Source organism: Psychrobacter sp. CoH-33_TS_01 (assembly GCF_058189395.1).
In genome coordinates, this window is sequence record NZ_JBVGQI010000003.1 from 135,667 (window position 1) to 148,993 (window position 13,327).

The window sequence follows — 13,327 nt, forward strand, 5'->3', positions numbered from 1 at the left end:
ATGCGATATTTTGGATTTGACAAGACAGTCGGGCAGCTTAGACGCTTAGGGTTTGGCATTGCTGAATCGGGTATTACAGCCGACTTTGTAGCAGGCACTTACTCAAAAGACGGTGTGAGCAAGAGCTTTGCTGAGCTGTTTACGTTTAGCCGTGCGGGCAAAGCGTGGCTCGTTAAAAGCGATGGTTTGCAAGAGTATGCAGCAAACGTGCCAAGATTTGATGGTGGGCTTTTAATTGAGCAAGAGTCTACAAACGTACTAAGCAGCAGTACGAGCTTGACTGCTGCAAGCATACAAGCAGCTAACGGCTTGTCAATTGACGGTGACGGTGATACGTTTGCGGGCATCGTTAGTCGCAGAATTACGACAAATTCAGGAAACTTATTTAAACCGGCACTGCAAGCTCTTGCACCTGAAGCCGCATCAGTCTCTTTTTATGCAAAAGGCGCTGCGGGCAAAAAGACAAAATCTCGTTTGTTTTATGATAGCTCTAATGCAACAGACGGCATTTTTACGCTCACAGGCGGGTGGGATAGACTCAAAGTCGAGACTGGGAGGGTTTTGAACATCGCTGTATTTATTGACCATCGTGGATTTTACGACAATCTAGCAGCGACGCTTGATATATGGGGCTTTCAAGTCGAGCCAAAGTCGCACGCATCGTCATTGATACAGACAAGCGGTGCAGCAGTCACACGCCCCGCTGACTACCTATCAGCAGCGGTAACAGGTACAACAGTCACAGGCGACTGGGACAGCACGTTAACGCTATCAATCGTTGACGGTCAGCTAGTGCATAGCGGCTATGGTCGCATACGCAGCTTGGAGATTATGTAATGTTTAGTGATTACAGCTTACGATTTGATGATGAGCAGCAAGCTGACGATGTGCTAGAGCCGATTTTAGGTAAGCTTAAACCATGGGAATTTGTCAGATATGACATCGGGCAAATCAAACGCTATGAGTATGACGAGCAAGATATTGATGCAGAGCCGGTTGTGATTATCGTGTCGGATAAATGGCACGTAGACTTACGACTGCTCAGTGATAACAATGCACTAGATGAGTATCGAGTTTATCCCGATACACCAGTTCACGCTTTTAGTTAACTAACAATGCCGGAGGGCGTTATGACAGACAAGACGCCTGAGGGCAAAGTATTGACTGATAAGCAAATCCGCTTTGTTGACGAGTATCTAGTTGACAGTAACGGCGCTCATGCGGCCATTCGTGCAGGCTACAGCGAGAAAACAGCACCGCAAAAGGCGTGTGCGCTGCTCAAAGAGCCGCACATTAAAGCAGCCATCGATAAAGGTCGCGCTAAGATTGCCAAGCGCAATGATTTGACGATTGATGACTTACTGGATGAGTTGGAGGAGGCTCGGACTTTAGCCCAGCAAGAGGGCAAAGGCTCGGCAATGGTCGCTGCAACAATGGGCAAGGCTAAGATGCTAGGGCTACTAATCGATAAAGCTGAGACAAAGACAGAGGGGTCGATTAGCATCAACATCGGGTTTGAGTAATGCAAATATCAGAGACTAAATCCGCGCTATTTAAGCCGCTTTACTTACGTGAGCGGCTTTTTTGTGTCTTGTACGGCGGCCGTGGCGGTGGTAAATCTTGGGAAATCGCTGACTATCTGCTATTTGACGGCATCAAGAATGTTAACCGAAATCTATGCTGCCGTGAAGTGCAAAAGTCAATCAAACAATCGGTGCATCAGTTATTCAAAGATAGGATTAAGCGATGGAATTTAGGCCACTTCTACCAAGTTTTAGAGACTGAGATTAGGGGTGCTAATGGTACGCTGTTTATTTACACCGGACTACTTGAGCACACAAGCGACACGATCAAGTCATTTGAGGGCTGCAATAGAACATGGATTGAAGAGGCGCAGACAGTCTCCAAGCGCTCGCTAGATATTCTAATCCCCACGGTGGTCAGAACTACTGACTGTCAAGTGATTATGAGTCTCAACCCGTACCTGCTGACCGATGCGGTGTGGAGTGACTACATACAGCCGACGCTAGACGGTAAGCGCGATGACGTGACGCTAATCCGCGTCAATTACACAGACAACAAGCATTGCCCGCCCGAAATCATGCGACTTGCTGAAAACATGAAGCGTGACGATTATGACTCATGGCTCAATATCTACGATGGGCAGCCAAAACTTGTGGCGGACGGCGCTATCTACAAAGACGAATTACATAAAGCTAAAGCTGACGGCCGCATAACTAGCGTACCAGTCGATGACATTCTCCCAGTGTTCACTGTTTGGGACTTGGGCGTCAGCGACTCAACGGTTATATGGTTTGTCCAAGTTTACGGCAAAGAGCCAAGACTGGTTGATTATTACGAGGCCAATGGCGAGGGCATCGACCACTATATCAAACTGGTCAACTCAAAAGGCTACGATTATGGCGGTCACTTTGCACCGCATGATATTAGAGTTCGAGAGTTTACGAGCGGTAAATCACGACTTGAGACAGCAGCAGCAATGGGCATCGATTTTACTATCGTTACTAATATCTCAGTCGATGACGGCATTGACGCAACTCGTCAGCTACTTAAAAAAGTATGGATTGACGAGAAACGCTGTGCCCGTGGTCTTGAGTGTGTCCGCAACTATCGCCGCGAGTATAACGACAAGATGCAAGAGTTTAAGCCGCGGCCGGTGCACGACTGGGCGTCTCATGCTGCTGATGCTCTGCGCTATGTCGCGCTATCAGTTGACCGCATGGTAATCCGCAAAGAACCCGAAATCGCACCTATCCCCACTATGGCAAGTTATTGGTAACCAATTATGAGCAAGCAAACAGACTTAGACCAGCGCTTGCTTGAGCGCATCGATACAGATTACGAGCAGTCAAGCGACAATCAAAAAGAGTCTTACGATGACCGCCGCTTTTGCTTTGTGGCAGGTGCGCAGTGGGACGGTGATATTGGCCGTCAGTTTGAGGGTCGCCCAAAGTTTGAGTTTAACAAGATTCAGCTAAGCGTTGTCCGCATCTTTAACGAGTGGGCGAAAAACCGCTTTACTGTTGAGTTTCGCCCGAAAAACCACGTTGCAGACGCTGAGACAGCCGAGGCATTACAAGACCTATTTAGAGCGGACGAGCGTGATAGCAACGCTGATGAAGCTTACTCTACTGCCTTTTTTGAGGGTATCAGTGGCGGTATCGGCGCCATCCAAGTTATACCTGAATACGAAGATGAATACAGCGAAGATGACGAGCAGCAGCGAATCCGTTTTAAGCCCATCTTTGAAGCTGACACGACAGTTTACTGGGACGCTAACGCTAAACGCTACGACAAGGCAGATGCTAAGCACGTAACCATCGTTACGACAATGAGTAAGGACGCTTTTAAGACTAAGTACAACAAAGAGCCATGTAGCTTTGATAGTGCGCAAGGTATTAGGTTTGATTGGCGTGATGGTGAGAGCGTCCGAGTAGCTGAGCATTACGAGCTGACAGAGACCAAGGTTGATATTCTAAAGCTTGAGCAAGAGCACAGCGACCCAGTAACGCTTGAAGTACCAAACAAGCGTGACGCTGAGGCAATGCTAGCTCATGAACAAGAGCTTGAGGATTTGCTGGCCCAAGGCTATCAACCAACGCTAAGCAAAAAGGTTAAGCGCAGAGTCGTCAAAGGCTATGTGCTAGATGGTGAGGGCGTCATTGATAAGCTAGGCGTGATTGCCGGTGACTATCTGCCCGTAGCGCCATTTTACGGTAAGCGCATGTACGTTAGCGGTCGTGAGGTTACGCAAGGCCATGTGCGCTTATCTCGTGACGCTCAGATAGCATATAACGTTAAGATGTCAGGCTTAATCCACTTAGCAAGTAAACCGCAAGACGAGCTGCCAATCTTTACCCCTGCTCAGATTAAGGGCCATGAGCACTTATGGGCACGTAAAGAGATTGACCTAAAGCCATATCTAACAATTAACGCTACCAAAGATGCTCAGGGCAATATCGTAGGAGTGGGACCACAAAGCTACACCAAATCACCGCAAATCCCTGCTACAATGGGTGCGCTCATTGAGATGGCAGGGCGTGACGTTGCAGAGTTGACCGGCAATCAGGCAAACGGTGAGCAGTTAGTCTCTAACGTATCAACGCAAGCGGTTGAGATGGTGCAAGATAAGGTTGATGCTCAGGCTTATATCTACTTAGATAACTTTGGTAAGACAATGGCGCACGTTGGCCGCATTTGGCTCAGTCAAGCTAAAGCCATTTATGACGAACAAGAGCGAGAAATGTCAGGTTTGACGCATGACGACCAAGACACTGACATTACAATCAATAAACCGACTATTAAAGACGGCAAATTGGCGTTTGAGAACGATATACAAGGCGGTGCTTATAAAGTCACCGTTGATATTGGCGAAGCGTTTAGCACTCAGCGTGATAAGACGGTCAAGCGTTTGGTTGAGCTACTGCCAATGATCGCAGACCCACAGACACAGGCGGCATTAACCCAGACTATTCTTGCTAATCAAGAGGGCGAGGGTCTGCATGACTTGTCTAAGTTTGCACGTAAACAGCTAATCAATATGGGCGTGGTTGAGCCGAACGAGGAAGAACAGCAAGAGTTAGCCGCAGCGAAAGCCGCAGCAGAACAGCAGCCACCTAATCCGCAAGACCAGTACTTTGAGGCAGAGGCCGCTAAAGCCCTAGCAGGTGCTGAGAAAGCGAAAGCCGACACTCAGAAAACGCTCGCTGATGTTGATAAGTCACGGGCTGACACTGCTAAGACGCTTATGGAGCTTGAGCAGGGGCAGTTAGCTACTCAAGAGACCATGCAACAGATGATGATGATATTGCAAGCTATGCAAGAATCACAGATGCAGAGTGAGCAGATGATTAAGCAAGAAGTGTCACCACAGCCGCCAATGCCGCAAATGGGAGAGATGCCCATGCCTGATATGCCGCCTGAGATGATGGGTGAAATGCCGCCTGATATGGGTATGTAGCTGCTATAATCTCTTTATACGAATAAGGAGGTTATTATGGATGACAAAAAAATAAGCGAGCTAGTAGCTAAGATTAAAGAAAGCCCTGAGTTAGCTGAGAAATTCGACAAGGCTTTCGATGAGATAATCAAGCACGGTAGATATGGTTTTCAAGTTGAGCGGATAATGGACAGCGAGCCATACACTGAATCCGAGAAAGCTGCTCATATTGAGTACATCAAAAACCTATAGATAAATTAAGCACCAACTAAGCCCCTCAATTGAGTGGGCTTTTTTTATGTCCAGAATTTAATAAACGGCAACCAGATGCCTTAATCTGAGGGAGTGAGTAATGAGCATTGAAGATTTACAAGACGAGCATGACGTTGATTATGACGACATTGACGAGGTATCAGAGATTGATGCTGATGTTGATGACGACTATGAAGACGACGAGCCAGATGACGACGCAGACGCCGAATCTACAGACGATGACCCAGCCGATGAGCTGGGTTTTTCTTTTGATGACGATAGTGAAGCTGATGAAAGTGACCCGTATGCCGGAAAACCTGCGCCCGAGTGGGTGAAAAAGGTTAGGCAGGAAAACCGTGACCTTAAGCGTCAACTGCGAGAGCGACAACAGCATGAACAGCCGCAGCAACAAGCATTGCGTGAGAAACCAACGCTTGAAGCCTACGACTACGATGCTGAGGCGTTTGAACAAGACTTGGAGCAATGGTATGGAGAGCGTCAACAGTACGAGCAGCAGCAGCAGCAAGAGCGGCAAAAGTATCAACAATATGACGAGCGTTATATGGCGGATGTTGATGACGTAAGAGCGAAAGTCGCTGATTACGATGACATCGAACAGACGATAGTTGATGTACTGCCACCGGCACGACAAGCGATGCTCAAGATTGCTTGTAAGAATCCAGCTCGTATGGTCGTAGCACTAGGCAACTCGCCAAGTAAATTAGATGAGCTTAGCAAACTTAATGATGTTGAGTTTGCATTTCGACTTGGTCAGCTGGAGATGCAAATGACCCAAACAAAATCCCGAAATCCCAACAAGCCTAAACCTAAATCGCATGAGTTATCAGGCGGTGCAGGTGGTGGCGATACCAAATTAGCAAGGTTAGAGGCTGCTGCTGACAAGACGGGCGACCGCTCTGCTGTAGTTGCTTACAAAAAACGTTTACGAAACAAATAACCCATTAAGGAGGCCATCATGGCTGGAACTAAAAACGGTCTGTTGAAACAAGAGCTTGTCATGTTTGACGAAGTGATTGCAGACTTTGAAGAAACGCTAGTCTATACCCGTGCTGCTGAACGATTTAACCTTGGCGATGCTACTGCGTCAGCTCGTGCTAACGATACTGTATGGCGTCCAATGCCATTGCAAGTTGATAGCCAAGAGGGCTTGGATCAAACCGGTAACTTTTTAGGTCACGAAGAACTGGCAGTCCCTGTTACCGTTGACCGTGTGCGCTCAGTGCCCGGCACGATTAACAGCCGTGAACTACGTGACCCTAACGTGTTGCGCCGCAAAGGTAGTGCTGCCAAGCAGAAACTTGCTAGCGATGTGAACGATGCGCTACGCCGTCAAGTGGCTTACTACGGCTCTATTGTTGACGTACAGGCAGGTGCAGCATCTGGCTTTAATGATGTTGCGTCATTGATGGCTAAGTTTGATGATTTGGGCGTTCCTGAATCTGACCGCATGGCGTTCTATAGCTCACGTGATATGGTCAAAATGGCTGCTGACTTAGCAAGCCGTCAGACTCTATCAGGCAAGACTCAGACCGCATACGAGAAAGCGTATATCAATGAGATTGCAGGCTTTGACGTACACAAAGACGCAAGCGGTGTTTATCTGCCTGCTGCTGTTGCATCCGCTGTCACTGTGGCTGCTGCTAATCAACGTCACATTCCGCAAGCGACTGAGAAAAACCCTGTTACCGGTGATGAGCATAACGTTGATAACCGCTCTATGTTATTGACCATCGCCGCTACAGGTAATATGCAGGTCGGCGATGCGTTCACTATCGCAGGTGTTTACTCAGTCAACATGAAGTCTAAGCAGCAGACGCAAGAGCTTAAGACATTCCGTGTTATTAGCGTGAAATCTAGCACTAGCATTGAGATTGTCCCTGCGATTGTTTGCGATGACGGTGCGAACCCTACGCCTGCTGAATCAGCGTACAAAAACGTTTCTGCTACACCTGCAAACGGTGCTGCAATCACGTTGCTTAACAAAAACGCATCTTATGCAAACACTGCGTTTGTTAAAGGCGCTCTTGAGTTTATCCCGTCAACTCTTGCGCTTGATAGCCAAGACGGCTGGGCAACTACCAAGGCGACACTTGATAACGGCTTGACGATTTACTACACCCGTCAAGGTGACATCAACAACCTATCGACTAAATATCGTTGGGATATTGTGTTTGGTACAGCTCTACTCAACCCAGAGATGGCCGGCATTCAGTTATTTAATCAAACCTAAGGAGTAAGTTATGGCAGTCCCTACTTTTAGCGCAGTAGTCGTAAAGCGTGATGCTATCACTGGCTTGTATCAAGCAAGCTACACAGTAAGCGGCACAACCGCAAAGGCTGAGGGTGTAGGCGATACTGAGTATCAAGCCAAGCGTCATGCTGTGGTCACGTACCGTGCTGGCAATCCACTAGCGTTTCTCGACCTACCTGCTTAGTAACCACCACTGAGATTTATAGTTATATGCACTGGCTCAGGTCGGTGCATATTGCGATAGATTTACTCAAATAAGGAAGTAGCTATGATGATGATTTATGCAAGCCTAGATGCTAACGGCGGCAATGTTGAGAACGTTTGGGGTCACGATATGCGAGTAATGGCAATCGACCCTAGTGATAAAGATGCAGTCGATGCGGCTAAGGCGGACGGTTGGCAGAATAACCCACAAGCCGTGATTGACGAGATGGACGCTAGAGCATTGCAGCGTGAGAATGAAGCAATGAAAGGTAAGCTCAATAATCTTGACGGTAATAAGCGCATCAAAGAGCTTGAGAGCGAAGTCAAGACACTTAAAGACAAGCTAGCCGTTTACGAGTCAGTAAAAGACACCAACGGCAACGGTAAAGTCGATTATGACGAGATGACCAGTAAAGAGCTGCAAGCGTTATTAGAGCAGCGCAAAGTTGACTACAAAGCCCGTGACAGCAAAGACGCTCTAGTTAAATTAGCTCAAGACAGCGAGTAAACGCAATGACAATTCTTAAACGCGACATAGTAGACCGTGCCTTTAAGCTGCTCTCTATGAGCGGATTTGAATTAGACGATAATGCGGAAGACGAACAAGACATTGTACAGACGCTTGATGACTTGATGGCAGAGCTACAAGGTGATGATTATGACTTTGGTTATATCGTACCCGATAGCATTGTCGATAGTTACTTAGGCGATGTGTCAGGTATCAAGCGTGATGCGCTATCAGGCATCGCCCACAAGCTAGCCCTGCGCATCTGTAGCTTGTTTGGCAAGACTCCGCCTGCATTACTCGTAAACCAGGCAGACGATGCTTACCACGCATTACTGACACGTTATCAGCAGATACCCGATGCGGTCAGTCACAGCGAAACTTGGCAGTTTGGTGCAGGCAATAAAATACGGTGGTGGTAGCATGCAAATCCCAATTATTAACGGCATCTTTACTGATGTAACTGCTGACTATCGCACCTCATATCCCTTAAATCTTGTGCCAGTGCCAAAGCAAAACGGCATTAGTGCAGGGTATCTTCGTAAAGCTGACGGCATCAAAGTCTTTTGCAATGCGCCTCGCAGCGGCATCGATAGGGGCGGCATCAACTGGAATGGCGCCTGCTATCGAGTTATTGGCTCAATACTTTATCGAGTGCCTAAAAACGGACAGTGTCAAATCGTAGGCACTGTAGCAGGTAATGGGCAATGCTCGTTTAGCTACTCATTCGACCGTTTAGGCATTGCAGCAGGTGGCAATCTTTACTACTTGCAAGGCAATACGCTATCTCAAGTTACTAACACTAACTTAGGGCAAGTGGTCGATGTTGAGTGGATTGACGGCTATTTTGTCACCACTGATGGCGAATACATTGTTCAGACCGAATTAAACGACCCCACCAAAGTAGAGCCTACCAAGTACGGCAGCAGTGAAGCTGACCCCGACCCGATCATTGGCTTGTTAAAAGTCCGAAACGAGCTATGCGTATTAAACCGCTACACCATTGAAGTCTTTGACAATACAGGGGGTGAGGGCTTTGCTTTTACCCGTGTTGATGGCGCAATGATGACGAAAGGCTTGGTAGGCACTCATGCTAAATGCCAGTTTGCGCAGTCTTTTGCGTTTGTTGGCAGTGGTAAAAACGAGCCTTGCAGCGTTTACCTAGGTGCAAATGGCGGCTTGTCTAAAGTTGCCACTCGTGAGATTGAGCGTATCTTGTCCGAGTATTCAGATGCACAGCTTGCAACGATTGTACTTGAGGCAAAAGAACAGGACATGCATCAGCATTTATACCTGCACTTACCTGATAAGACGATGGTCTATGACTTTGCATCTAGTCAAGTTATGCAGCAGCCCGTGTGGTTTGAGCTGTCATCATCAAGCGATGGTAAAGGCGCATATCGAGCGATTAACCATGTGTGGTGCTACAACAAGTGGATTGTAGGCGATAGACAAGATGGGCGCATAGGTACGCTAGATAACAAGCTAAGCAGCCATTACGGGCAGCCGGTCACATGGCAGATTCAAACAACCTTTATTTATAACGGCGGCATGGCTGGGCAAATCAAATCTATTGAGCTTGTCGGTTTAACTGGCCGGACTAATGATATGCCAGACCCTAAAGTGTTTTTAAGTTGGACTAAAGACGGCTTACGCTGGTCAAACGAGCGACTGCATAGGCAAGGTATGCGAGGACAATACAACAAGCGCATTATCTGGCATCGAGCGGTTGGTATGTTTCGGCATGTTGTCGGGCTTAAATTCCGTGGCTGTGATGACTCTCTAGCGAGCTTTACCGCCGTTGAAGTCGATGTAGAGGGGTTTAACAATGGCGGACAATAAAAGACAGCTAAAGATACCCCGTAGCATCTTAGCGGGTGCTTTTAACGACAATCCGCAAGCCATCAAAGCTATGGAGGGTTTGCAGCAGGATGTTTTTGAAAAGACGCCGGCTGAAATTAAACTAATTATTGAAAGCGTTAACGAGACGATGGCTGTCGCAATACAAGCGGCCATTGCAGCCAATCAGCCCCGTGAGCAACACTATCCGCAGCTTAACGCTGTGAGCGTGCCTACTGACACCTCAGTCAATCTTAATCCCGTCAATCTGCCGTGTGGCGATCAATTCAACTATTTGGTGAGCGTATGAAATTTAATAACAAACAAGGCGCTAATTTAACCTTAGTCGCATCTGATAACACCGTCTATCAGTCATCAGTTGAAGCGCAGATTAGAGCATTGACGGTGCATAATCCTACTGCTGAAAATATCGATGTAACTGCATCAATCGGCGGCAAGGTTTATATAACAAAGACAGTGACAAATGGCGCAACCGAAGTGCTAGGGCAGCTTTTTAACCATCAAATCAAAAAGGCTGAGGCATTAGCAATGACAGGCGAGGGCGCTAATGTGCTACTGACTGTTGTAGAGATTACGGAGTAAGTATGTCAGTCAAGCAGGTTAAGTTTGCCGATTATCAAGACGAGATAACGGCGATGATGATGGATATGCTGCATCTTGAGCCGCAGCCGGTCGCTATCCCTATTCAGTATTACATTAATATTGACGAGGCGGGCGTATTAAAGCCGATGTTGTGGACGGATGGCAGCACTGTCAAAGGCGTGGCGCTGATATTCGTGTCTGACTCTATGCGCAATGAGTCCTTGCTTGACGCTCAAACCGATGTACTGTGGGTTAAGCCCGAATATCGTGGCAATAGCTCAGAGTTTATTGACGGCATCCGTGACCACTTAAAATCAATTGGCGTGAGCTATTGGTATGCAGCCAGTCGAGTCAGTCACCCAATTGATGGGTTCTTAGAGCGCAACCAGTTTAAACCATTAGAAAAACTATATTACTGCGAGGTGTGACATGAGCTTTATTAAAAAAGGCTTTGACAGTCTAACAGGTAAAACGGCTGCTAAAGAGGCTAGTCAGGCGCAGCAGCAAGCAACGCAGCAGGGCATGGAAGAACAGCGCCGCCAGTTTGACGTATTGCAGCAGCTAATGAACCCTTACGTTCAAGCAGGCAGTGCAGGCTTAAGCGGCCAGCAAGATTTGCTAGGACTTAACGGCTTTGATAAGCAGCAAGGCGCAATTAGCAATATTGAGAAGTCACCGTTTTTTCAATCGCAGTATCAGCAAGCCGAGAATGCCATGCGTCAAAACGCTGCTGCTACTGGTGGTCTGCGTGGTGGCAACTTCCAAGAAGCGCTAGCTGACAATCGCTCTAACATGCTTTATGGCAACGTGCAGCAGCAATTGCAAAACCTTAGCGGTGTTGCGAGTAATGGCCAAAGCGCAGCAGCAGGCCTTGGCGGTCAGGCATTGCAATTTGGCAATAACATGGCTCAAGGCTATAACGATATTGGTCAAGCTAAAGCAGGCTATCAGCTTGCTAAAGGCCAAGTTAATCAAAGCTTGCTTAACTTTGGCTTGAACGCAGGCGCTGCTTACTTTGGAGGTGGATTCTAATGCAACAAGCTACCAGTTACCTACAAGGCATGTCTAATCCTTTTGGCGGCGTACTAGAGTCGTATGGTCAAGGTCAAGTGTTGCGCCAAAACAGCGACTTGCTTAAAGCACAGCAAGCGGAACAGGCTCGAAAAATTACCGCTCAGCAGCAGTTAGAGGCGCTTGATTGGTCTAATCAAGATGAAATCGCTAGAGTTGTCGCTCAGTTCCCCGAATACACCAAAGGAGCGCAAGATTATTACAATAAAATGGAAGCTAAAGAGCAGCAGGCGGTGCTTGCTGACATGAGCAAAAGTATTGCGTCAATCGATAGTGGTCGCCCTGAAATCGCGGTTAACAATATGCGAGAAAAGGCAGCCGCCTATGCTGATATGGGCAACGAAGAAAAGGCGGAAGAATACCGTCAAATGGCAGAGTGGATGGCCAAAGACCCAGTGTCAGCACGTAAAGCATTGATGATGAATTACGCTGTTTTAAGTCCCGATAAGTCAGGCGCTAACTTTAAATCATACACCGATGGAAATATTGCGGAAGATAAAGCACCGCATGAGATTGCAAGTATTGATGCGACTACTGGCGCTACCAATGCTACGGCGAATAAAACCAATGCTGAGACTGGCGAAGTAAGAGCAAAAACCGAAGATGCGGTTAACACTATTATCTCTAACGCTGCTGTCACGCAGAATCCACAGCACTTTATGAGCATTGTTGAGCGTCTATCTGACCAAGGGCTTATTCCTGTCACTCTTGAGGATTCACTGCGAGCCAAGCTGTCAGGCGAAGATGTTGCCGCTGCTGCTGCTGAGTTACGCAGCATAGCAATGGGCAATCCTGTGATTGCGCAGGCGTTTAAAACTGAGCATAAGTTCATCGACCTAGGCAGTCATGTTGAGGGCATTGAGTGGAGTCCTATGTCAGGTGAAACTCGCAGCACCACAGGCGTAATGACGAAAGGGGTTAGTCCGAATACTCAATACTCGGTTGATGCGTCTGAGCGTAACGTCGCCTTGCAGGTGAAGCAGTCTGACATTAATAGTCAGAGAACAGCGCAAACGGCGGCTAATGCTGAGCAAACCAAGCGTGACAAGATAGCGCTTGATAACTACTTAGCCCAGCAAAAGATAGAATTAGAGTCAGGTAAATTTACGCAAAAAACCATGCCTGATGGCCGTGTAATGCTGTTTAACAATCTAGGGCAGATGAAGCCAGTGATTGACCCTGAAACTGGCAAGCCAATGATTAGCAAAAAGGCCGACCCAAGTATTGAGGCTGAATATCGCAAAGAGAAAGCAAGACAAGACAAGCTTGCGGTACTACTTCCCGAAATTAGAGCTCTTATACCTGAATCGACAGGCAGTGTAGCGGGCGTTGGCATTGACTACCTTGCACGAGGATTCGGCGTGACAACAGATGGCGCAGCGGCAGCGGCCAAGCTTAAGTCATTGGGCGGTCAGTTGGTTATGATGATGCCAAGAATGGAGGGTCCACAGTCCGATAAAGACGTTGCGCTCTATAAAGAAATGGCAGGCAATGTGGGATCCGCAACCATGCCGAGAGCACTGCGCCTTGCAGCTCTTGATGCTATCGAGGGCTTGAACAAAAAATATGCTGATTTAAACAAGTCGTCACAAGTAAAAGAGGATGACTTGTTTTAAGGATT

17 protein-coding genes are annotated in these 13,327 nt (G+C 47.5%); all 17 read left to right on the forward strand.

Translation table 11 applies throughout. The features are described from left to right. A complete protein-coding gene (locus ACZ2XM_RS06490) occupies positions 1–837 on the forward strand; it encodes a phage head spike fiber domain-containing protein (protein WP_490587586.1) in 837 nt (278 codons plus the stop codon). Further along, positions 837–1,109, forward strand: coding sequence for a hypothetical protein (locus ACZ2XM_RS06495; RefSeq protein ID WP_490587587.1), 273 nt, complete (start codon positions 837–839; stop codon positions 1,107–1,109). The genes ACZ2XM_RS06490 and ACZ2XM_RS06495 overlap by 1 nt, the downstream gene beginning before the upstream one ends. 21 nt (positions 1,110–1,130) lie before the next feature. Continuing rightward, on the forward strand, positions 1,131–1,523 hold the full coding sequence (locus tag ACZ2XM_RS06500) for a terminase small subunit (protein WP_490587588.1): 393 nt from the start codon (positions 1,131–1,133) through the stop codon (positions 1,521–1,523). Further along, on the forward strand, positions 1,523–2,800 hold the full coding sequence (locus ACZ2XM_RS06505; protein ID WP_490598326.1) for a PBSX family phage terminase large subunit: 1,278 nt from the start codon (positions 1,523–1,525) through the stop codon (positions 2,798–2,800). The genes ACZ2XM_RS06500 and ACZ2XM_RS06505 overlap by 1 nt, the downstream gene beginning before the upstream one ends. A gap of 6 nt (positions 2,801–2,806) precedes the next feature. Continuing rightward, the gene (locus ACZ2XM_RS06510) at positions 2,807–4,981 is read left to right on the forward strand and encodes a portal protein (protein WP_490587590.1); all 2,175 of its coding nucleotides are present in this window, start codon (positions 2,807–2,809) and stop codon (positions 4,979–4,981) included. Positions 4,982–5,017: 36 nt separating this feature from the next. Next, positions 5,018–5,212, forward strand: a complete 195-nt coding sequence (locus tag ACZ2XM_RS06515; RefSeq protein ID WP_490587591.1) for a hypothetical protein — start codon at positions 5,018–5,020, stop codon at positions 5,210–5,212. Between the two features lie 100 nt (positions 5,213–5,312). Continuing rightward, positions 5,313–6,170 carry a hypothetical protein gene (locus ACZ2XM_RS06520; RefSeq protein ID WP_490587592.1) on the forward strand — a complete coding sequence of 286 codons (858 nt, stop codon included), beginning with the start codon at positions 5,313–5,315 and terminating at the stop codon, positions 6,168–6,170. 18 nt (positions 6,171–6,188) lie between these two features. Continuing rightward, positions 6,189–7,463, forward strand: coding sequence for a P22 phage major capsid protein family protein (locus tag ACZ2XM_RS06525; protein ID WP_490587593.1), 1,275 nt, complete (start codon positions 6,189–6,191; stop codon positions 7,461–7,463). 10 nt (positions 7,464–7,473) lie between these two features. Further along, the gene (locus ACZ2XM_RS06530; RefSeq protein ID WP_490587594.1) at positions 7,474–7,668 is read left to right on the forward strand and encodes a hypothetical protein; all 195 of its coding nucleotides are present in this window, start codon (positions 7,474–7,476) and stop codon (positions 7,666–7,668) included. A gap of 84 nt (positions 7,669–7,752) precedes the next feature. Next, entirely contained in the window at positions 7,753–8,196 is a 444-nt protein-coding gene (locus ACZ2XM_RS06535) for a hypothetical protein (protein WP_490587595.1), read from the forward strand. Between the two features lie 5 nt (positions 8,197–8,201). Further along, entirely contained in the window at positions 8,202–8,615 is a 414-nt protein-coding gene (locus ACZ2XM_RS06540; protein WP_490587596.1) for a packaged DNA stabilization gp4 family protein, read from the forward strand. 1 nt (position 8,616) lies between these two features. Further along, on the forward strand, positions 8,617–10,035 hold the full coding sequence (locus tag ACZ2XM_RS06545) for a packaged DNA stabilization protein (protein ID WP_490587597.1): 1,419 nt from the start codon (positions 8,617–8,619) through the stop codon (positions 10,033–10,035). Continuing rightward, positions 10,022–10,342 carry a hypothetical protein gene (locus ACZ2XM_RS06550; RefSeq protein WP_490587598.1) on the forward strand — a complete coding sequence of 107 codons (321 nt, stop codon included), beginning with the start codon at positions 10,022–10,024 and terminating at the stop codon, positions 10,340–10,342. The genes ACZ2XM_RS06545 and ACZ2XM_RS06550 overlap by 14 nt, the downstream gene beginning before the upstream one ends. Continuing rightward, a complete protein-coding gene (locus tag ACZ2XM_RS06555; protein ID WP_490587599.1) occupies positions 10,339–10,635 on the forward strand; it encodes a hypothetical protein in 297 nt (98 codons plus the stop codon). Before ACZ2XM_RS06550 ends, ACZ2XM_RS06555 begins: the two co-directional genes overlap by 4 nt. A 2-nt stretch (positions 10,636–10,637) precedes the next feature. After that, a complete protein-coding gene (locus ACZ2XM_RS06560) occupies positions 10,638–11,063 on the forward strand; it encodes a hypothetical protein (RefSeq protein WP_490587600.1) in 426 nt (141 codons plus the stop codon). A gap of 1 nt (position 11,064) precedes the next feature. Then, a complete protein-coding gene (locus ACZ2XM_RS06565) occupies positions 11,065–11,667 on the forward strand; it encodes a hypothetical protein (RefSeq protein ID WP_490587601.1) in 603 nt (200 codons plus the stop codon). Next, positions 11,667–13,322: a hypothetical protein gene (locus tag ACZ2XM_RS06570; RefSeq protein ID WP_490587602.1), complete on the forward strand. Its 1,656-nt coding sequence runs from the start codon at positions 11,667–11,669 to the stop codon at positions 13,320–13,322. The genes ACZ2XM_RS06565 and ACZ2XM_RS06570 overlap by 1 nt, the downstream gene beginning before the upstream one ends. Positions 13,323–13,327 lie beyond the last annotated feature (5 nt).

Bases quoted from the DNA above. Each gene is read 5' to 3' on its own strand.
- ACZ2XM_RS06525 (WP_490587593.1), top strand. From the start codon at position 6,189: ATGGCTGGAACTAAAAACGGTCTGTTGAAACAAGAGCTTGTCATGTTT.
- ACZ2XM_RS06505 (WP_490598326.1), top strand. From the start codon at position 1,523: ATGCAAATATCAGAGACTAAATCCGCGCTATTTAAGCCGCTTTACTTA.
- ACZ2XM_RS06510 (WP_490587590.1), top strand. From the start codon at position 2,807: ATGAGCAAGCAAACAGACTTAGACCAGCGCTTGCTTGAGCGCATCGAT.
- ACZ2XM_RS06560 (WP_490587600.1), top strand. From the start codon at position 10,638: ATGTCAGTCAAGCAGGTTAAGTTTGCCGATTATCAAGACGAGATAACG.
- ACZ2XM_RS06540 (WP_490587596.1), top strand. From the start codon at position 8,202: ATGACAATTCTTAAACGCGACATAGTAGACCGTGCCTTTAAGCTGCTC.
- ACZ2XM_RS06530 (WP_490587594.1), top strand. From the start codon at position 7,474: ATGGCAGTCCCTACTTTTAGCGCAGTAGTCGTAAAGCGTGATGCTATC.
- ACZ2XM_RS06565 (WP_490587601.1), top strand. From the start codon at position 11,065: ATGAGCTTTATTAAAAAAGGCTTTGACAGTCTAACAGGTAAAACGGCT.
- ACZ2XM_RS06500 (WP_490587588.1), top strand. From the start codon at position 1,131: ATGACAGACAAGACGCCTGAGGGCAAAGTATTGACTGATAAGCAAATC.
- ACZ2XM_RS06535 (WP_490587595.1), top strand. From the start codon at position 7,753: ATGATGATGATTTATGCAAGCCTAGATGCTAACGGCGGCAATGTTGAG.
- ACZ2XM_RS06570 (WP_490587602.1), top strand. From the start codon at position 11,667: ATGCAACAAGCTACCAGTTACCTACAAGGCATGTCTAATCCTTTTGGC.
- ACZ2XM_RS06555 (WP_490587599.1), top strand. From the start codon at position 10,339: ATGAAATTTAATAACAAACAAGGCGCTAATTTAACCTTAGTCGCATCT.
- ACZ2XM_RS06490 (WP_490587586.1), top strand. From the start codon at position 1: ATGCGATATTTTGGATTTGACAAGACAGTCGGGCAGCTTAGACGCTTA.
- ACZ2XM_RS06515 (WP_490587591.1), top strand. From the start codon at position 5,018: ATGGATGACAAAAAAATAAGCGAGCTAGTAGCTAAGATTAAAGAAAGC.
- ACZ2XM_RS06550 (WP_490587598.1), top strand. From the start codon at position 10,022: ATGGCGGACAATAAAAGACAGCTAAAGATACCCCGTAGCATCTTAGCG.
- ACZ2XM_RS06520 (WP_490587592.1), top strand. From the start codon at position 5,313: ATGAGCATTGAAGATTTACAAGACGAGCATGACGTTGATTATGACGAC.
- ACZ2XM_RS06545 (WP_490587597.1), top strand. From the start codon at position 8,617: ATGCAAATCCCAATTATTAACGGCATCTTTACTGATGTAACTGCTGAC.
- ACZ2XM_RS06495 (WP_490587587.1), top strand. From the start codon at position 837: ATGTTTAGTGATTACAGCTTACGATTTGATGATGAGCAGCAAGCTGAC.